This is a genomic window from Pseudorhodobacter antarcticus (assembly GCF_900110135.1).
In the GTDB taxonomy this organism is placed as follows: Bacteria; Pseudomonadota; Alphaproteobacteria; order Rhodobacterales; family Rhodobacteraceae; genus Pseudorhodobacter; species Pseudorhodobacter antarcticus.
In genome coordinates this window covers 33,437-51,903 of the sequence record NZ_FOCO01000004.1, presented here as the reverse complement: position 1 = coordinate 51,903, position 18,467 = coordinate 33,437, and the positions used below count along the sequence as shown (strand labels likewise).

Here is an 18,467-nt window from a genome sequence, read left to right as displayed (position 1 = left end):
AAGGCCGTTACGCCCACCGCCCTTTGAAAAACCGTTTTATCAAAATGCCCGTGCCAGTGTGCCAGATCATTAGCAAATCCAAACAAACCGACCAGTTTCGTTGATATATCATGTCCAGCCGCGCCTTGGCGGGCACGCAAATCTGCGCATAAACGCGGTCGGTTTCTGCCGCCGTGGTGCAGGCCGCCAACAGCCTTTCTTCGGTTGCGTGATAGCGCAGGCTGGCAAGACCGGTGATGCCCGTGGGGCTTTTTAAGACCTGCGCATAGAGGTTCGGAAAACGTTCAACATATTCGCGCAACGGCGGGCGGGGGCCGACTAAGCTCATGTCCCCTTTCAGCACGTTCCACAGTTGAGGCACCTCATCCATCCGCGCGCGGCGAATAAAGGCACCCAGCGGCGTGATGCGCCCGGTTTTGTCACCGCCCGAAACGCCCTGTTCGCGGGATGTCACCGTCATCGTGCGCAGCTTCCACAGGTCAAACGGCTGCCCCACACCGCGCATCCGTTCGGCGACGTAAAACAGCGGCAACCCTTCGCGCACCAGCATGACGACCAGTAAAATGGAAAATGGGATGACCAGAATCGGCGACAGCACCGCGACCAAGATCAAATCCACCGCGCGTTTGCTTGCCTTCATGTCGCCATCCCCCGCCATTCCGCAACCATTGCAGCGGCTTGCCCCGCGTGTGCTGGCAGGTCAACAAGCGACCGCAGGCGGGTGATGTCCAGTTCCACCCGTGGGATAACTGCGGGGTTTTGCGGGCCAAAACGCCAATCAGCGCCCGCTGCATCCAGCAAATCCCCCATCGCGACAGTGGCAGCGGCGATGTTCAAAACAGGCGGCAAGGGCACATCGCGCGCGGCCAACCCCGCCAGTTGCACCAAAACGCGCGCCAATGTGGCAGGGCCGATATAGGATCGCACAGGCCCCGCCTGCCCCGCCACAGGGTCCAACTGTGCGGTCAAACCGTGCCTAACATTGCCCAAAAGCGCATCAAACCCGGCAATATTGCCAATGCGCAGCAGGGTTATGCCGGGCGCGGCACCCTGCATCCGCCCCATCGCTGCACGTTCCATCGCCAGCTTTGCCGCACCATATGCGCCCATTGGGGCAGGCACCGCATCTTCGGCCAACACCCCATCAGACGCGCCATAAACAGCAGCGGAGGAGGCCAGAAACACATGCCGCGCCCCTTGGTCAATCGCGGCATTGCAGGCCGCCAAGCCCAGCGCGCTGTTGTGATCGAGCTGTGCTGCATCGCCGCGAATAACCCCGGCCATGCACAAAACCACGCCAGAGGCCGCCGCATCCGGGCAAGGCCCCGCCAAAATATCCCAATGCAAAAAACCGGGCCGCGCATCCCGCGCTTGCCAGATCGGGCGCAATTGCGGCGCGCCGTTTTGGCGCAAGGCGCCGCCAATACGACCCGTGGTGCCCATCACCAGCAAAGGCACGCTCACTCATTCCCCTCCAGCCGCACGCGCAATTCGCGCAGCACGGGCATAAAGGCGCGCACCCGTTCCATTCCCAAATCGGTCACAAATTCCGCAATCAAAGGGGCCACGGATTGTACCGCCGCATCGCGCGCCGCCCGGCCAGAGGGGCTGATCGCCACAAATTTGCGCCGCGCATCATCCCAATCGGGACGAATATGCACATGCCCGGCCCAGTGCAGCTTGGACAATGTGTTGGTCATCGCACCCCGCGTCACGTTGAACGCCCGTGCCAATTGCGCCGGGGACCGTTCATCTGCAACACGCGCCAAATGGTTCAGGACCGAAAAATGCGACAGCTCCATCCCGCGCGGCAAGACTTTGGAAATGCGGTTGCGGGCCAACTGATCGGCCATAAACAATTCGCCGAACAAGGTGACAGCAAGATCTTCGGGGCGTTCGGTCATTCGGGGCCCCCGATTGCGCGATCATGGGTTAGCGATGGCACGCGGGCGCGGGCGGCAGCCACCTGCGCCATATCAATATCGGCGAAATAAACGCCAGGGTCTGTGCCTGCGTCCACCACAACCTCCCCCCAAGGGGCCACGACCATGCTGTGCCCCCAAGTGCGCCGCCCTTTGCCGCCGCTGGTTTCAACGTGAAAGCCGGTTTGCGCGGGGGCCAGCACGAAACAGCCCGTTTCAATGGCACGCGCGCGCAACAGCACCTCCCAATGCGCGGCACCCGTGATGTGGTTGAACGCGGCGGGGATGGTTAAAATCTGCGCACCCGCCTGCGCCAAACGGCGGTAAAGGGCGGCAAAGCGCACGTCATAGCAAATGGTCATCCCCAGCATGCCAAACGGTGTTTGCGCCAAAACCGCCCTGTCACCGGGACGGTAGCCCTGCGATTCGCGGTAGCTTTCCGTCGGGGACACATCGACATCAAACATGTGGATTTTGTCGTACCGCGCTATGATCGCCCCATCCGGGCCAATCAGAAACGACCGATTGGCAAAGCGACCATCGGCATCATGGGTCAATACCGCCAATGACCCGATCAACAGCCAAATCCCCATTTCTGCGGCTACGCTGCGCAAGGCGGCCAGCGTGGGGTCATCCCCTTCATGGCGAAACACGCGGGCCTGATGCGCGCGGCTAGAGGAAAGGCCGTTCGTACATTCCGGCGTCACGACAAACTGCGCACCACCCGCGGCCGCCTTGCGCACCCATGCCAGCGTATCCGGCAAATTCGCTGCCGGATCATCGCTGACATTCAGTTGAACAAGGCCAACGCGCATGGCTTATCCCGCCAACATCGCGTCAAGTTTGCCAGCACTTTCCAGCGCATGCAGATCATCGCAGCCGCCCACATGGGTGCTGCCGATGAAAATCTGCGGCACCGTGCGCCCACCATTTGATCGCGCCATCATCACCCCGCGCAAAGATGGGTCGCGCGAAATATCGTGTTCGGTAAAAGCGGCCCCTTTGGCAGTCAGCAACCGCTTGGCCGCATGGCAATAACCGCACAATGGCGAGGTATAGATTTCAACAGGCTTCATGACACGTCCCCTTTTTCAGCGCACTATAGGGATTTAGTCATCCTTCGCAACGCGCGCCAGTGTCAGAACCGAAACCTGCGCCGCACCCGCCGCCAAACACGCATCCGCCGCCGCACCAAAGGTCGCGCCCGATGTCATCACATCATCCACCAACAGCACATGCCGCCCTTGCATCCGCGCCAGCCGCCGGGGGTGGGCGCGGATCGCATCGGCCATGTTTTCAAACCGGGCAATGCGGTCGCGCCCGCCTTGGCTGGGCGTGGCACGACGCCGCAGCAACAGATCGGGGCAATGGTCCAAGCCCGCCAATTTGGCCAGTTCACGCGACAACAGCGCAGACTGATTATAGCGGCGGCGTAGCAGGCGAAACCAATGCAGCGGGATGGGGGCCACCACCATTCCTGGCTGCAAAATGGGCCGCGCGGCCCGCAGCAACCACGCCCCCGCAGGTTTCACCAAATCCAGTCGGTCGCCATGTTTCAACTGCAACACCATCTTGCGGCCATTGTCCTTGTACAACAGCGCCGCGCGCCCCTGCGACCAAGGCCGCGCCAGCGTCATGCACTCATCGCATTGTGCCAGCGTGCCCGTATCATCGCCCAGCAACGGGATGCCGCAACTGTCGCAGACCATGCCAGAAATGAACGGTGTTGCGCGCCAACACGGGCCGCACAGCCCGAAATCCGATGTCACCAGCGTGTCGCAGCCCATGCATTTTGGCGGATAAACCGCGTGCAGCAAGGCTTGCAATCCCATTCATCCCTCCTATTGTTCGGCGCATGAAAATGCCCCGATTGACCGACACAACCACCCTTGCCCGCAACCGCGCCCGTGCAAAAGGCGCGACGTTCTTGCATGAGGACGTCCGTGACGAGGTTAATGAAAGACTGACAGAGGTTAACAGGTCGTTTACAAACATCGCGATTGTGACCGGGTTTCCCGATTTTTGGCGCAAAACCTTTCCCGCAGCGACAATTGTGCCGGATGAGGAGGTGCTGAACCTGCAACCTGGCGCGCATGATCTGGTGATCCACGCATTGGCGCTGCATTGGGCCAATGACCCGGTTGGCCAGATTATTCAGTGTAAACGTGCCTTGCGGCCGGATGGCTTGTTTCTGGGCGCGCTGTTTGGCGGCCAAACCCTGCACGAACTTCGCGCCTGTTTGGCCGAGGCGGAAGCGGCGGTTACTGGCGGCCTGTCGCCCCGCGTGCTGCCAATGGGTGAAATTCGCGACCTTGGCGGTTTGCTGCAGCGCGCGGGGTTTGCGCTGCCCGTGGCCGACAGTTTCACCCGCACCGTTTTGTACCGCGACCTTTGGCACTTGATGCACGACCTGCGCGCCATGGGCGAAGGCAACGCGCTGGACGCCCGCCTGCGGACTGCGACACCGCGCGCCGTGTTCACCGATGCCGCGCAACGCTATACCCATGCTTACGGCGTGGACGACAAAATCAAAGCAAGTTTTGAGATGGTCTTTCTTACCGGATGGGCCCCGCATGACAGCCAGCAAAAGCCACTGCGCCCCGGATCGGCGGTGCAACGCCTTGCCGATGCCTTGAACGCGCCCGAGATTGTGCTGCCGCAAACCAAGGGCGATGCTTGACCCTGCGCTGTAAGGCGTTATGTGCCAATACGATGCTAAAGGAGCGAATGATGCTGGACGCAAAATACAGCCAACCCGATATTACCCCCGGGCACGGGCGGCTGGCTCATGCCCCCGCAGATCACCCCGTGGTCAAAGCGCCCAAAATCGGGGTGCTGGTGGCCAACCTTGGCACGCCGGACGGCTATGATTATTGGTCGATGCGCCGCTACCTAAACCAATTTTTGTCCGACAAACGGGTCGTCGACATCTCGGATTGGATTTGGCAGCCGTTGTTGCAGCTGGTCATCCTGACGCGCAGGCCCTTTGCATCGGGTGCCAATTACAAACTGATCTGGAACACCGAGAAAAACGAAAGCCCGCTTTTGACGACCACGCGCGATCAAACCACCAAAATCAGCGCAGCCCTGTCGGCGGCTTACGGCGGCGAGGTGATCGTTGATTTCAGCATGCGCTATGGCAACCCGTCCACCGAATCAAAGGTAAAGGCGATGGTAGCGGCGGGTTGTGAAAAGATCCTATTTTTCCCGCTTTACCCCCATTACGCAGGGGCCACATCGGCCACGGCCAATGATGCGTTCTTTGCCGCGCTGATGAAGGAAAAACGCCAACCCACCGCGCGCATTGTGCCGGAATATTTTGAACACCCCCAGTATATCGACGCGCTGGCGGCATCGGTCACCCGCGCCTATGCGGAATTGGATCACACGCCGGATGTGTTGGTTACAAGCTATCACGGCATGCCGATTCGCTATTTGATGGAAGGCGACCCCTACCATTGCCATTGCGCCAAAACCACGCGCCTGCTGCGCGAAAAGCTGGGCTGGGACAAATCCGCGATTGATACCAGCTTTCAATCCGTGTTTGGCCGCGAGGAGTGGTTGAAACCCTACACGGTCGAACATGTGGCGGAGCTGGCCAAGCAGGGCAAGAAAAACATCGCGGTGATCGCCCCTGCGTTTTCATCCGATTGCATTGAAACGCTGGAGGAGATTAACGGTGAGATTCGCGAAGCGTTTGAACACGCGGGCGGCGAACGATTCACCTATATCCCATGCTTGAACGATGACGATGCGCATGTCGCGGCACTGGTCACGATCATTCAAGAAAACCTTGCGGGCTGGGTGAAATAACCCCGGCCCGTTTTCCACAGCGCGCAAGACAAAATAAAAAGACGGCAGGAATAAACCTACCGTCCTTTATTTCGTTGCAATCCCTAAGGATTACTTCGATGCAGCAGCTGCGATAACAAGCAGAAGCAACAAAGGAACAACGATACCGCCAGCAGACGAAGATGTCTGTGCTTCAACGATTGTTGGTTCCATCATTGGCTCAGCCATGCCACCAGCAAATGCTGTCGATGCTGCTACGGACAGAGCCGCGGCGAGTGCAAGTTTCTTCATAGTAACCTCCAGTTTTCGCGCGCCACCGAATTTTTCAGAGGACGATAACGCGCACCCAAGACTATACCTCGTGAGCGGTTTCTAATCAGCTTGGGGTGCGGATTGCAATCTGGGTTGTGAAAAACTAATGCGCTTACCGCCGGTTTCGTCAATTTAGCAACACTCTTGTGCCACATTTCGCGCGCCATGGATCAAAGATGGGGCGACGATGCTTTTGGGCAAGAAAAAAGGGGGCCAAAGCCCCCCCTTTCCCATCATGCTCTAACGCGGCCTTAAATCAACAACACCTGCGTGCCAACCTTGGTCAAACCAAACAGAACCAAGATGTGTTCGTTGTAAAGCCCGACACAGCCGTTGGACGACCGACGACCAATCTTGCGCGTGTCATGGGTGCCGTGGATGCGGTAATAGGTCCACGACAGATACAGCGCATGGGTGCCCAGCGGGTTTTCTGGCCCCGGCCCCACAACATCCGGCCATTCCGGGTTGCGTTCCTTCATCGACGGGGTGGGTCGCCACGTTGGGCCGACAACTTTTTGCACAATCTCGGTGCGGCCACGACGGGTCAAATCCTCAGTCAGGGGCACAGATGTGGGGTACAGTTTGTAAGTGGTCTGATCTTCGGACCAGAAATGCAAAGCCCGCGATGTGGTATCCACCAGAATCGCGCCATTTTTCGTATCTGTGAAATATGGGCGCCAATCCAGCATCCGAAAGCTGGACGTGTTGTTGCGGACGGAATCGTTTGTTTCAAATTCGGTGCTGCCGGTTTGTGCAAAGCCCGGGACGCCCGAAAGGCCAAGACTGGCAGCGGCGGCACCCATCAACACACGGCGATTCATATTCATTGCGCGGCCGGTTTTCATCCGAACGACTCCTTATTACAGCTCTGGTCGAAAAATAACTCTTTTTTGACCGCATTTCAAATCACAGTGACGTGGATCGGCGGAGTAACGCAGAGTTGCGTTTGCTCATATCGGCGCAAAGCGCTAAAGACATAGGGCTTGCTCCGGATGGGAATGAAATGAAAGCTTTATCAGTTGTCGCAATCTGTACTGCATTTGCGCTTGCCGCATGTGGGACCGGAAACCAAATCAGGGTGGGCAGCGATGGCCGCCCCCTGCCGCAGGTTTACACCATTTCGGGCTCGCAAGAGAATAAAATCCCCTTTCGTTTGCTGGATTCTGTGAATGCGTTGCGCGCGGCCAAAGGGGCCCAACCCTTGCAATACAATGCGCAGCTGAACGCGGCTGCGGCCACCCATTCGCGCGACATGTCGGTGCAAAACCGTCCGTGGCATTTCGGGTCTGATGGATCGTCGCCTTTGGACCGTGTGAACCGTGTTGGCTATGCCGGGCGCTTGGTGGGTGAGAATATCTCTGAAACATTTGAAACAGAGCTTGAAACCCTGTCAGCGTGGATGATCAAGCCTGATACACGCGAAATCATCATGGACCCAGCGGCTCGCGAATTGGGCTTTTCCTGGTTCCAAGAGCCGAATGGCAAGATTTGGTGGACGATGGTGACGGGTGCGTGATGAAAATGGGCGCGTCACCGCGCCCATTCTTTACGGATTGATATAAATCGGGGTGCCATCGCGCACCATCGCATAAATATCTTCCATCTGGCGATCCGGCACGGCGATGCAGCCCCAAGTCCAATCGCCTTTGTTATCGCCTTTGTACCCCGTTTTACCGTGGATAAAAATTTCACCGCCCGGCTGTTTGCCGATGGATTTGGCATAGGCGATATCAGCCTTGTTGGGATAGCTGATGCCAATCGACAGGTGGAACCGGCTGCGCGGATTGCGACGGTCGATGTAATACAACCCCTCGGGCGTTTTGCCGTCGCCTTCAATCTGCTTGTGGCCCACAGGTGCAAACCCAAGCGATATTTTATAGGTTTTCAACACTTTTTCGTTGTGAAACAGCTGCATTTCGCGGTCTGCTTTATGCACCACGACCTTGGTCACAGCTGGGCCATTATAGGTGCGAAATTTGGAATCTCCCCCGCAGGCAGCAAGCCCCAAAACCACAAAAAGTGCTGCAACCAGTTTTAGAACCCGCATCATTCGCCCCATGTTTCGCCATCACCGCCTCTGTACGGCCTGATACGCGATTTGCCCAGATGCGCGAATGAATTTTGTGTGACTAGGGCTTTGGCCCGTCAGCTCGGTCCAGCCGCCCCAGATGCCGTTCAATTTCTGCCAAACGGTTGATCACGTCTTCGCGGTATTGGTCGGTGCGTTCCACCTCGGCGGCGTTGTGCGCGTCTTGCATGGAATTCACGATCAAACCCACCAACAGGTTCACCACGGCGAATGTGGTCATCATGATAAAGGGGATGAAAAACGCCCACGCATAGGGGAAATCAGCCATAATCGGGCGCACAATGCCCATCGACCAGCTTTCCAGCGTCATAATCTGGAACAACGAATAGGCGGACCTGCCCATCGTGCCGAACCATTCCGGGTAATCTGCGCCAAACAGTTTGGTCGACATGACAGCGCCGATGTAAAAGATAATCGCCATCAACACGAACACCGATCCCATGCCCGGCAGTGCGGTTACAAACCCTTCGACCACGCGGCGCAGGGACGGCACCACCGAAATAACCCGCAGCACCCGCAAAATTCGCATCGCGCGCAACACCGACAGCGAATGTGCGCCGGGCATAATCGCAATGCCAATCACCACAAAATCAAAGATATTCCAACCCGATTTGAAAAACCGCCAGCCGTGAGCAAACAGTTTCAGCGTGATTTCAACGATAAAAATCGTCAAACACAGGGTGTCGAGCAGCAATATCAAAGGGCCATACGTCGCCATCACGGTTTGCGACGTCTCTAACCCCAGCAGCACTGCGTTGAACAAGATCACCCCGATGATAACGCGTTGCGTCAGGGGGTGGTCAATCCAATGGGCAACGCGCTGGCGCAGGGTCATGGTGTGGGGGTCCGATGGGGTTAAAGGCTGAAACGGGCGGCAAGTTCGACATGGGATGACCAGCGAAATTGATCAATAGGTTGCACCCAATCCAAGCGATAACCCGCCGCAATTAAAATGCGGGCATCCCGCGCAAAGGTCACGGGGTTGCACGACACCGCGGCGATCACAGGCACGCGGGCCGTGGCCAGCGTTTTGGTTTGCGCTTCGGCCCCTGCGCGTGGTGGGTCGATGACCACGGCTTGGATATTCTTGAACTCATCCGGTTCCAGCGGGCGGCGAAACAGGTCGCGGGTTTCCGTTGTGATGCGCTTCAACCCCTCGGCCATGCGCCAGCCTTTGTCCAACGCGGCCATCATCGCAGCGTCCCCTTCGACCGCATGCACCTCGGCCTGTTCGGACAGCGGCAGGGAAAACGTGCCGGACCCTGCGAAAAGATCGGTGATGCGTTTGGCATTGCCCACCGCGTCCATCACGGCGGCCAGCAAATCCGCCTCGCCCGCCTCAGTCGCTTGCAAAAACGCGCCGGGGGGTGGGGCGACACGGGCACGGCCCATGGCCTGCATCGGTGATGCGCGCAGCGCCACTACCTCCGCATCCCAGGACAGGCGCGACAGCCCATGCGCCTCGGCCACCCGCGCGAGTTCTAGGCGCAATTGACCGTCCAGCGGCTTGCCCCCGGTGACGGAAACATCTGGTCCGGCAAGGCTGCGCGTGATGGTCAGCGCCAGTTCGGTTTTGCGCGACCCACCGGTGATCACCAACGCCTCCAACGCGGGGAACGCTGCCATCAGGTCGGGATGCAGCAATTGGCAGTTGGGAACCGCCACCAACGCATCGGACCCGCGCGCATGAAAGCCCAGCAGTGCGCCGCCCTTGGTGCGCCGCCCGGCAATCGTGGCCCGCCTGCGCGAATTGGCGGGCGAGGTGCGAATGGGGCGCAAAATCGCCGCCAACCCCTGCCCTGCCAACGCGGATCGCACGACCTCGGTCTTCCATTCCGCCACAAAATCATCATTGGCATGCTGCATCAGACAACCGCCACAACTGCGGGCATGAACGCAGGGCGGTTTGACCCGATTGACCGATGGGGTGAGGATGCGCGCGTTTTCCAACCGGTTGCCTACAAGATCGCCTTCCACCACCTCACCCGGCAGCATTTGTGCGACAAAGATCGGGCCATTTTCGCCCTGCGTCATGGCCTCGCCCAAATGGCCCAGTTTTTCGATGGTCAGTATCACTCTGCCGCCTCTTCCAATCCGATGAACCCGCCGGATTGCCGGTTCCAATAGCGCGCGTACAGACCATCCAAGGCCAAAAGCGCGTCATGGCTGCCTTCCTCTACAATGCGGCCATTGTCCAGCACCACAATGCGGTCCATTTCCGCAATTGTGGACAGGCGGTGCGCAATGGCCAGCACGGTTTTGCCCTGCATCACGCGGCCAAGGGTGGTTTGAATAGCCGCCTCCACCTCGCTGTCCAGCGCTGATGTCGCCTCATCCAGCACCAAGATCGGCGCGTCTTTTAGGAAAGTGCGGGCAAGGGCGATGCGTTGGCGCTGCCCGCCCGACAGTTTCACACCCCGTTCGCCAAGGAACGCGTCATAGCCCTTGCGGTCATTGTGGTCGATCATTTGGGTGATAAACCCATCCGCCTCGGCGGCGCGGCTGGCCGCGATCAGGGCATCATCATCGGCATCGGGCCGACCGTATTTGATGTTGTCGCGGGCGGACCGGTTGAACATCGCAGTTTCTTGGGTGACCATGCCAATTTGGCGCCGCAGGCTTTCTTGGGTCACATCGCGTACGTCCTGCCCATCAATCAAAACAGCACCTTTTTCGGTGTCATAGAGCCTGAGAAGAAGAGAAACCAATGTCGATTTCCCCGCGCCCGACGCCCCCACAATCCCCAGTTTTTCCCCTGCTTTTATGGTTAGGTTGATGTGTTCCACCCCGCCCCGTTTGCGACCGTAAGCAAAGGTGACATCCTTAAACGTCACCTCACCCTGCACGCGCGGCAGATCAATCGCATCCGGTTTATCGGCCAGTGTGTGCGGCACGGACAGGGTGCGCATCCCATCCTCCACCTCGCCAATGCCCGTATAAATTGACATCAGGGTAAAGCTGACCCAGCCCGACATTTGCGCAATCCGCATGGCAATCGCACCCGCCGCGGCAATCGCGCCCGCCGTTGCCAAATCATGCGCCCACAGCCACAGCGTGCCACCAATCAACAACAGCGGCAGCACGCCCGCCAACGTCATCAAAACCAACCGGAATACAGTGGAAATAACGCCAAATTCCAGTGATCGGTCACGAAACACCTGCATCGCCTTCAGCGCCACGCGGTCCTCAAACGCGGCATGGGCGAACAGTTTAACGGTTTTGATGTTGGTAATCGTATCCACCACCTGCCCCGTCACCATGGCCCGCGCCGCCGCCCGCGCCGACGAATTGACCCGAATTCGCGGCATGAAAAACCGAATGGTGAACACATAGGCGACCAACCAAACCGCCAGCGCCAGCGCCACGCGGTAATCCACCGCGATCAAAAACACGACCGACCCAATCACCGATGCCAGCGCGAAACAGACGGTGTTAATCACCTCGGTCGCCACATCGGTCACGGCCCGCGCGGCCTGCATTTGTTTGGTCGCGATGCGCCCCGCAAAGTCATTGTCAAAAAACGTCACCGCCTGCCCCAACGTCCAGCGGTGCAGTCGCGACAGCACCAAAGGCAGCACATTCGGCCCCACGATGATCGAGTTCGACGCGGCAGACACCGCAAAGGCCAATGGCCGCAGCACAAGGTAAAACCCAACAAACGCGATCAACAGCCAAAACTGTTCGGTGAAAAACACATCCGCGCCCGATGTCAGCGCGGCATCAATCACCCAACCGAGAAATAGCGCCGAAATCACCTCCATCGCGCCCGCAATCGCGGACAATGCCCCCGCCACCCACAGCATCGGCCAACTGCCTTTTAGGCACCACCGAAAAAACGGCCCCAATTGCTGTGGCGGGGCGCCATCTGCCGGGGCAAATGCCTGAATCAAGCCGCCGATGCGTGTGGTAATGTTCATCCCAAATCCTCAGTTCCTAAAAATCCACCGGATTGGCGCGCCCAAAAGCGGGCATAAAGCCCATCTTGCGCCAAAAGCGCCGCATGGTTGCCAATCTCGGCGATGCGCCCGCCTTCCAGCACCACAATCCGGTCCATCGCTGCAATGGTGGACAGGCGGTGCGCAATCGCGATCACGGTTTTGCCCTGCATCACACCATACAGCGTTTCTTGAATCGCCGCCTCCACCTCGCTGTCCAGCGCACTCGTCGCCTCATCCAAAATCAAAATCGGCGCATCTTTCAGGATAACGCGCGCCAGCCCAATCCGTTGCCGCTGCCCGCCAGAAAGTTTCACACCGCGTTCGCCCACATGCGCGTCATAACCTTGCCGCCCTTCCGGGTCTTGCAAATCAAGGATAAACGCGTGCGCCTCGGCGTGTTTGGCGGCTTGCACCATCTCCACCTCACTCGCGTTGGGGCGACCGTACAGAATGTTGTCGCGCACGGAACGGTGCATCAGGCTGCTGTCTTGTTGCACCATGCCAATTTGGCGACGCAGGCTGTCTTGGGTTACGTCCGCAATGCTTTGCCCATCAATCAAAATGCGGCCAGATTCGGTATCGTAGAACCGCAGCATCAGCTTGACCAAAGTCGACTTTCCCGCCCCCGACCGCCCCACAACGCCAATCTTTTCCCCCGGCGCGATGGTCAGCGAAAGGTCTTGCAACCCGCCACTGCCGCGCCCGTAATGATGGCTGACGACGTCCAAAACGATCTCGCCTTTGGTCAGTTGCAGCGGTGCTGCGCCGGGCCTATCCACCAGCGTGATCGGCTGCGCGATGGTTTCCATCCCTTCGGCCACCACGCCCAGCGCTTGCACCAAGCTGGTCGTCGCCCACATCACCCAATAGGTCATATTGTTCAACCGCAACACCAGGGCTGTTGTCGCGGCGACCACCCCAACGCTAGCCGAACCCAGATACCACAAGTACAAAACATATCCCGTGACCGACACAATCAACGCCCCATTCAAAATGGTCAGCGTCACATCCATCGTCGTAATCACCCGCATTTCGCGGGCAAAGGTGGCGCGCGCATTTTCAATCGCGTCGCGGGCATAGGCCAACTCACCATCATGATGCGCAAACATTTTGACCGAATGAATGTTGGTATAGGCATCGACCACCCTCCCCGTCACGGTGGACCGCGCATCCGAACTCGCCTTGGCCGCAGGGCCCGCGCGCCGCAGGGTCCAGCGCACCAACAGCGCGTAAAGCACAAACCAAACCAGCAAGGGAATAATCAAACGCGGGTCCGCATTGGCCAGCAAAATACCCGCGCCAATAAACATCACAAAGGCAAACGCCACGGCATCAAAGGTTTGAAAAACCGCATCGCCAGCCGCAGGCGGGGTTTGCATAATGCGGTTGGCCAGACGCCCCGCAAAATCGGATTCGAACCATCCTACAGGTTGGCGCAGCACATGCGCATGCGCGCGCCACCGGATCAGCGTGCCAAAATTCGGCAGAATGGTGTTGTGCAACAGTGCCGTGTTCAGCCCGGCAAACACCGGCCGGATGAACAAAATGGCAAGGGCCACGGCAATAACCTCGCTCCCGCGCTCTGCCCAGACCTGTTGCGGGCCGCCCGTGGCAAGGTAATCCACCAACCGGCCCACATACCAAATCATCACCACATCGGACGCGGCGATGATCGTGGACAGCAGCGCCGTTACCGCGAAAACCTTTTGAAACGGCTGGATATAGGCGCGCAAAAACGGCCACAATTCACGCGGGGGCGTGTCTGTCTGGGGATAGGGGCCATATGGATTTACCAGCCCCTCAAAATACCGAAACACGGGGTGTTCGTCCTTTATTGGGATACCCGGATCATATAGCGCCGCGCGCGGGAAAGGGAAACAGTCAACCTAGCAGGTCGGATTTTGTCAGCACAAAGCCCGAGGCGACCCAGCGGCTTTCCAAATCGCGCAACGCGGTGCCCAGTGTTGGACCTTGCAAGGCGGGCATCAGATCGGCGGCGGTGACAGGGAAAACCGCAGTCGCACCTGTTTCGGCGGCTGCGTGCCAACCTGTGTGGGGTGGGGTTTCAAACAGCGCGGCACGGCCAAGGATAACGGCGGTGGCGGTTTGCATGCCGTGACGATACGCCAATTCGCCCGGCCCGCGGGTGCTGCCAAATTCATCGCGGATCAACGCAATTTGCGAAATATCTGCGCGCGACAGGCGCAGGGTTTGAATGGCACCGCCCAAAACCGCCAGCCGCGATTGCCAAGCTATCGCGCCAAAATGCACAGCGAGGGGCAACGATTTTGCATCCGCCCCCGGCACGGCGGCGGCCAAAACCCCCGATTGCGCCATCGCCGCCACGGCTTGCGATGGGTTTTCGGCGGCCAACAGTTTGCATATCTCTGCTCCCACGCGCTCGCGCGAAAGCGTCTCTATTCCCGCCAAATTTGCGGCGCAGGCGGCAAGCCCATCGGCATCAAGGCCCTGTTCGGGGTCACCGTACCACGCGAAAAACCGGAAAAACCGCAAGATGCGCAGATAATCCTCTGTAATCCGCAAATCAGGGTCGCCAACAAAACGCACACGCCGCGCCAGCAAGTCGGGCAAGCCGCCCAGCGGGTCCACAACCGACCCATCGGCGCGGGCATAAAGCGCGTTCATGGTGAAATCGCGGCGCATTGCGTCCTGCATCACATCGGTAGAAAACGCGACGACCGCATGACGACCATCGGTGCTGACGTCTTGACGAAACGTCGTCACCTCATGTGGCAACCCTTGGGCAATCACGGTGACGGTGCCGTGGTCGATTCCGGTTGGGATGACCTTGAATCCGGCATTTTGGGCAATGTTCGTGACGTTTTCAGGCAGCGCATCGGTCGCCATATCAACATCATTCACCGCAGCGCCCATCAGCGCATTGCGCACGCAGCCGCCCACAAATAACGCCTGAAACCCCGCGCCTTGCAGCGCGCGGCACAGCGCTTGCGTGCCCGAATGGTCCAACCAAGCGCCTTGTAATTTCATCTGCTCAACCTTTCGGCCAAACCGCGCAAAATGCGGGCTGTGGCCCCCCAAATATAATAGGGCCCATAAGGCACAGTGTAATAACTGCGCAAAACACCGCGCCAAATGCGCTGTTCTACCTTAAAATTGGCGGGGTTTGTGACGAAATCAAACGGTACGGTGAACACTTCATCAACCTCGCCCGCCTCGGGCTTGGGGGTAAAGGGGGCGGTGATTTGGGCCAAAATCGGGGTGATGGTGAAACCTGTCACCGTCTCATGGCTGGGCAATTCGCCCAGAACCTGCACGCAATGGGGGGGCAAACCCACCTCCTCCTGCGCCTCACGCAGGGCGGCGGCGGTTAGGCTGGCATCCGTTTCATCCAACTTGCCGCCCGGAAAGGCGATCTGGCCCGGATGATGCTGCAAGTGCGACGACCGTTTGGTCAACAACAAGCGCGGGCCGCCCGGAAAATCCTGCATCGCCACCAAAACGGCAGTAGCGCGCAGTATCCGACCCGGCGGCAAAACCGTGCCGGGGTTCAAATCAAAATCCGAAGATGCGCCACCGCCAATCAGCGCGCGGCGCAGCGCGTCAGCCTTCATCGGCCCCCACCCCAAGCGTTTTCGGGTCCAGCACATAATGCGAGCCACAAAACTGACAATCGGCGGTCAAAACGCCTTCATCCGTTGTCATTTCTGCAATGTCGTCTGTGCCATAAATCGACAGCGACTGGCGCACACGTTCGGCTGAACAAGTGCAGCCAAAACGAATGGGTTGCGGATCAAACACGCGCGGCTGTTCTTGATGGAACAACCGAACCAGCAAATCTGTGGGCGCAACTTCTGGGCCAATCAGTTCAAGATCCTCAACCGTGTCCAGCAATGTGTTGGCGCGGTTCCAGTTTTCGCCTTCATCGCCGTCCAGCAAATCCTGGTGCGCCAACAGCCCATCAGCTCCCGACCCGCCATCACCCAGCGCAGATGGCGACGCCTTTGGCATCATCTGCAACATCACACCGCCCGCACGCCACACGGCCATTTCACCCGGCAACGTGCTTTTGCCAAAGCTTAGCTGAAACCGGGTTGGCAATTGTTCGGACTGGGCAAAATACGTTTCTGCACAATCCGCCAAAGAGGTTCCGGTGATGGGCGTGATGCCTTGATACGGCACCATCCCTTCGCCTTGGTCGATCAAAATTGCAAAAAATCCCTTTCCAATCAAAGAGAAAGGCGCAGCACCCGACAGGTCCGCGTCTTGGTCATAGCCGGCATAGGCCCGCAGGCGCGCCGGCTCTCCATCATCGGTTGGGCCGTAATAATCGGTGGCGATCATGCGCACCGGGCCGTCGCCGCGAATCTGCAGCGACAATTTCCAGCGCAGTTTGATGGCCTGACCGATCAACGCGGTCAGCAGCGTGGCCTCAGCCACCAGCGCCTCAATCTGCGGTGGGTAGGCGTGTTGTTTCAAAACAGACTCCAACGTGCCATCCAGCCGCACAACGCGGCCCCGGATGTCAGAGTGGTCAAGTTGGAATGGCAGGACGGTGTCGTCCCAGGCGATTTTTGTTCCGATGGTCATGGGGGTTCCCTTGGCAAGCCAGCCTTGGCATACCGCGTTGATATAGGCACGGCAACCAAAGGACCAAGGGCAAATCGATGATCAAATCATATGGTGATGCGCCAAAGCCGGGAAAACGCTATACACGCCGCCCCGGCGTCTATGCGATTTTGCTGCGCAACCACGAAGTTTTGGCGACCTATCAAGCGAAACCGACGCCTGAAATTCAATTGCCGGGTGGCGGAATTGACAAAGGCGAACACCCCATCGCCGCCCTTCACCGCGAAGTGATGGAGGAAACGGGATGGCGCATGGCGATGCAATACAGATTTGGCGCCTTTCGGCGATTCACCTATATGCCCGAATACGATTTATGGGCGGAAAAGCTGTGCACGATTTATGTGGCCCGCCCAACCCTGCAAGTGTCAAAGCCAACCGAACCGGGACATGAAGCGCTGTGGCTGCCGCTTGGGTCCGCATCACAGGTTTTGGGAAACCCCGGCGACCGCGCGATGATGGCGCGGTTCGCAGGGCAATTCGCTTAACCTTTCATCTTGTACAATGCGCCCGACACGTCATCGGGAAAATCCTCACCGCCAAAATAGGCAGCAAGATCCCAGATCAGCGCCTCCAGCAAAGCTGGGTTTGACATGGATTGATTCGCCAGCAAAATCCGGGTCAGCCCCTCTTCGCCCAACTCCTCCCCGCCCGGTGATGGACATTCGGTGACGCCGTCAGATACTAAAAACAAACGGTCGCCTGTGGTCAGCCATGTCTGCACCCGGTCGTATTCCGCATCAGGGATCAGGCCAATCGGCAGGCCACCAGTGCCCACATATTCCACCGTTCCACCTTTGCGAATCACGGCGGGGTGGGGGTGGCCCGCCTGCACCAATTCGACGAACCCGGTTTCCAAATTAATATCGGCATAGGCCAGCGTGAAATACTGCTCCACCTGAATGTCATCAAACATCATGCGGTTCAGGCGGGCTGCCACCACCTCTGGCGGGTGGGCATCGCGCGCGCCCGTTTCATCCACCCTAAGGGCGACATTTTGATCGGGGGTGGAGCCGGATAACAGCCCCGACAACCGCGCAGTCATCATTGCGGATGCAACGCCATGCCCAGACACATCGACCGAATACACACCGATGCGCTGTTCATTTATTTGAAAAAACCCGACCAAATCACCGCCCACATGGCCAGACGGGCGTAGCATGGCCGACACTTCGCCCCCGCCAAAGTCGCGGAACCGTTCGCGAACCAGCGTTTGTTGCAGTTTCCGCGCCTCAATCAAATCGCGGTCAAGCGAATCATATATTTTCTGCAATTCATCCAGCGTGGAACCGACAAGGCGGTTCTTTTCCATCAACTCCGCCTGCATGCCCAAAATCCGTTCCCCAGCGCGCAACCGGGCCCGCAATTCATCAAGGTTCACAGGTTTCGCCAAAAAATCATCCGCCCCGCAATCCAGCCCGTCTGCAATTTCTGCCTTTTCGGATTTCGACGTTAGCAGGATGAAATACCCATAGCCATCACGCGGCAAAACCTTGAATTCGCGGCAAAAATCGAGGCCGTTCATTTCAGGCATCATCCAATCGCTTAGCACAATATCAAAGGCCGTTTCGCGGCACAGGGCCAATGCGGACATGCCCGAATCGGCCTCTGTGACGCGGTAGCCACTGCGGGCCAGCGACATTGTCAAAATCCGCCGCTGCGCCCTGCTGTCATCAACAACCAAAACATGACGCGGCAGCGCTTCGGGCAGCGGGAACCCATGGGTCATGTTCTGTGGTGCGACGGTCAACATCAGGTTTCCTTTGCTAATGTCTGCGTTGATAGCCGCCAAAGTCTTAAAGCCCGGTA

Annotated in this window: 21 protein-coding genes; 4 read left to right on the top strand and 17 right to left on the bottom strand. The window is 58.5% G+C overall.

Going from position 1 to position 18,467, the window contains the following annotated elements; all coding sequences use genetic code 11:
- Nucleotides 1-7: 7 nt before the first annotated feature.
- From BMY36_RS02825 to BMY36_RS02800, 6 genes are read right to left on the bottom strand one after another with little or no spacing between them, the layout of a single operon-like run.
- Nucleotides 8-640: a sugar transferase gene (locus BMY36_RS02825; RefSeq protein ID WP_050518087.1), complete on the bottom strand. Its 633-nt coding sequence runs from the start codon at nt 638-640 to the stop codon at nt 8-10.
- On the bottom strand, nt 637-1,464 hold the full coding sequence (locus tag BMY36_RS02820) for an NAD-dependent epimerase/dehydratase family protein (protein ID WP_050518034.1): 828 nt from the start codon (nt 1,462-1,464) through the stop codon (nt 637-639). The genes BMY36_RS02825 and BMY36_RS02820 overlap by 4 nt, the downstream gene beginning before the upstream one ends.
- Nucleotides 1,461-1,904, bottom strand: coding sequence for a MarR family winged helix-turn-helix transcriptional regulator (locus tag BMY36_RS02815; RefSeq protein WP_050518035.1), 444 nt, complete (start codon nt 1,902-1,904; stop codon nt 1,461-1,463). Before BMY36_RS02815 ends, BMY36_RS02820 begins: the two co-directional genes overlap by 4 nt.
- Nucleotides 1,901-2,737, bottom strand: a complete 837-nt coding sequence (locus BMY36_RS02810; RefSeq protein WP_050518036.1) for a carbon-nitrogen hydrolase family protein — start codon at nt 2,735-2,737, stop codon at nt 1,901-1,903. Before BMY36_RS02810 ends, BMY36_RS02815 begins: the two co-directional genes overlap by 4 nt.
- A gap of 3 nt (nt 2,738-2,740) precedes the next feature.
- Nucleotides 2,741-2,998 (bottom strand): glutaredoxin 3, encoded by a 258-nt coding sequence (gene grxC / locus BMY36_RS02805; RefSeq protein ID WP_050518037.1) that lies wholly within the window; start codon nt 2,996-2,998, stop codon nt 2,741-2,743.
- A gap of 33 nt (nt 2,999-3,031) precedes the next feature.
- A complete protein-coding gene (locus tag BMY36_RS02800; protein ID WP_050518038.1) occupies nt 3,032-3,754 on the bottom strand; it encodes a double zinc ribbon domain-containing protein in 723 nt (240 codons plus the stop codon).
- Nucleotides 3,755-3,777: 23 nt separating this feature from the next.
- Here BMY36_RS02800 and BMY36_RS02795 point away from each other — a divergent pair, with 23 nt between their 5' ends.
- On the top strand, nt 3,778-4,602 hold the full coding sequence (locus BMY36_RS02795) for a methyltransferase domain-containing protein (protein WP_244888651.1): 825 nt from the start codon (nt 3,778-3,780) through the stop codon (nt 4,600-4,602).
- A gap of 47 nt (nt 4,603-4,649) precedes the next feature.
- Nucleotides 4,650-5,735 (top strand): ferrochelatase, encoded by a 1,086-nt coding sequence (gene hemH, locus BMY36_RS02790; protein WP_414811665.1) that lies wholly within the window; start codon nt 4,650-4,652, stop codon nt 5,733-5,735.
- A 90-nt stretch (nt 5,736-5,825) separates the two neighbouring features.
- On the opposite strand, the gene BMY36_RS02785 is transcribed toward hemH, so the two are convergent.
- Both BMY36_RS02785 and BMY36_RS02780 read right to left on the bottom strand, forming a co-directional pair.
- Complete coding sequence (locus BMY36_RS02785) at nt 5,826-6,005, bottom strand: hypothetical protein (RefSeq protein WP_050518039.1); 180 nt, start codon at nt 6,003-6,005, stop codon at nt 5,826-5,828.
- Nucleotides 6,006-6,277: 272 nt separating this feature from the next.
- Nucleotides 6,278-6,871 (bottom strand): L,D-transpeptidase, encoded by a 594-nt coding sequence (locus BMY36_RS02780; protein WP_050518040.1) that lies wholly within the window; start codon nt 6,869-6,871, stop codon nt 6,278-6,280.
- 158 nt (nt 6,872-7,029) lie between these two features.
- Between BMY36_RS02780 and dalA the strand changes: the two genes are divergently transcribed.
- The gene (gene dalA / locus BMY36_RS02775; protein ID WP_050518041.1) at nt 7,030-7,542 is read left to right on the top strand and encodes a divisome-associated lipoprotein DalA; all 513 of its coding nucleotides are present in this window, start codon (nt 7,030-7,032) and stop codon (nt 7,540-7,542) included.
- A 30-nt stretch (nt 7,543-7,572) separates the two neighbouring features.
- On the opposite strand, the gene BMY36_RS02770 is transcribed toward dalA, so the two are convergent.
- From BMY36_RS02770 to hslO, 8 genes are all read right to left on the bottom strand, one after another.
- Nucleotides 7,573-8,073: a L,D-transpeptidase family protein gene (locus BMY36_RS02770; protein ID WP_050518090.1), complete on the bottom strand. Its 501-nt coding sequence runs from the start codon at nt 8,071-8,073 to the stop codon at nt 7,573-7,575.
- A gap of 82 nt (nt 8,074-8,155) precedes the next feature.
- A complete protein-coding gene (locus tag BMY36_RS02765) occupies nt 8,156-8,950 on the bottom strand; it encodes an ion transporter (RefSeq protein WP_050518042.1) in 795 nt (264 codons plus the stop codon).
- 20 nt (nt 8,951-8,970) lie between these two features.
- Nucleotides 8,971-10,191 (bottom strand): class I SAM-dependent RNA methyltransferase, encoded by a 1,221-nt coding sequence (locus BMY36_RS02760; protein ID WP_050518043.1) that lies wholly within the window; start codon nt 10,189-10,191, stop codon nt 8,971-8,973.
- Nucleotides 10,188-12,032 carry an ABC transporter ATP-binding protein gene (locus tag BMY36_RS02755; RefSeq protein ID WP_050518044.1) on the bottom strand — a complete coding sequence of 615 codons (1,845 nt, stop codon included), beginning with the start codon at nt 12,030-12,032 and terminating at the stop codon, nt 10,188-10,190. The genes BMY36_RS02760 and BMY36_RS02755 overlap by 4 nt, the downstream gene beginning before the upstream one ends.
- Nucleotides 12,029-13,870 (bottom strand): ABC transporter ATP-binding protein, encoded by a 1,842-nt coding sequence (locus BMY36_RS02750; protein WP_050518045.1) that lies wholly within the window; start codon nt 13,868-13,870, stop codon nt 12,029-12,031. The genes BMY36_RS02755 and BMY36_RS02750 overlap by 4 nt, the downstream gene beginning before the upstream one ends.
- A 64-nt stretch (nt 13,871-13,934) precedes the next feature.
- Nucleotides 13,935-15,062 (bottom strand): CCA tRNA nucleotidyltransferase, encoded by a 1,128-nt coding sequence (locus BMY36_RS02745; protein ID WP_050518046.1) that lies wholly within the window; start codon nt 15,060-15,062, stop codon nt 13,935-13,937.
- The gene (locus BMY36_RS02740) at nt 15,059-15,646 is read right to left on the bottom strand and encodes a CoA pyrophosphatase (RefSeq protein ID WP_050518047.1); all 588 of its coding nucleotides are present in this window, start codon (nt 15,644-15,646) and stop codon (nt 15,059-15,061) included. Before BMY36_RS02740 ends, BMY36_RS02745 begins: the two co-directional genes overlap by 4 nt.
- Nucleotides 15,636-16,622, bottom strand: coding sequence for an Hsp33 family molecular chaperone HslO (gene hslO / locus BMY36_RS02735; RefSeq protein WP_050518048.1), 987 nt, complete (start codon nt 16,620-16,622; stop codon nt 15,636-15,638). Before hslO ends, BMY36_RS02740 begins: the two co-directional genes overlap by 11 nt.
- Before the next feature lie 77 nt (nt 16,623-16,699).
- Here hslO and BMY36_RS02730 point away from each other — a divergent pair, with 77 nt between their 5' ends.
- Entirely contained in the window at nt 16,700-17,146 is a 447-nt protein-coding gene (locus BMY36_RS02730) for an NUDIX hydrolase (protein ID WP_050518049.1), read from the top strand.
- On the opposite strand, the gene BMY36_RS02725 is transcribed toward BMY36_RS02730, so the two are convergent.
- Nucleotides 17,143-18,411 carry a PP2C family protein-serine/threonine phosphatase gene (locus tag BMY36_RS02725; RefSeq protein WP_231579632.1) on the bottom strand — a complete coding sequence of 423 codons (1,269 nt, stop codon included), beginning with the start codon at nt 18,409-18,411 and terminating at the stop codon, nt 17,143-17,145. The two genes, BMY36_RS02730 and BMY36_RS02725, sit on opposite strands and share 4 nt — an antisense overlap.
- Nucleotides 18,412-18,467: the final 56 nt, after the last annotated feature.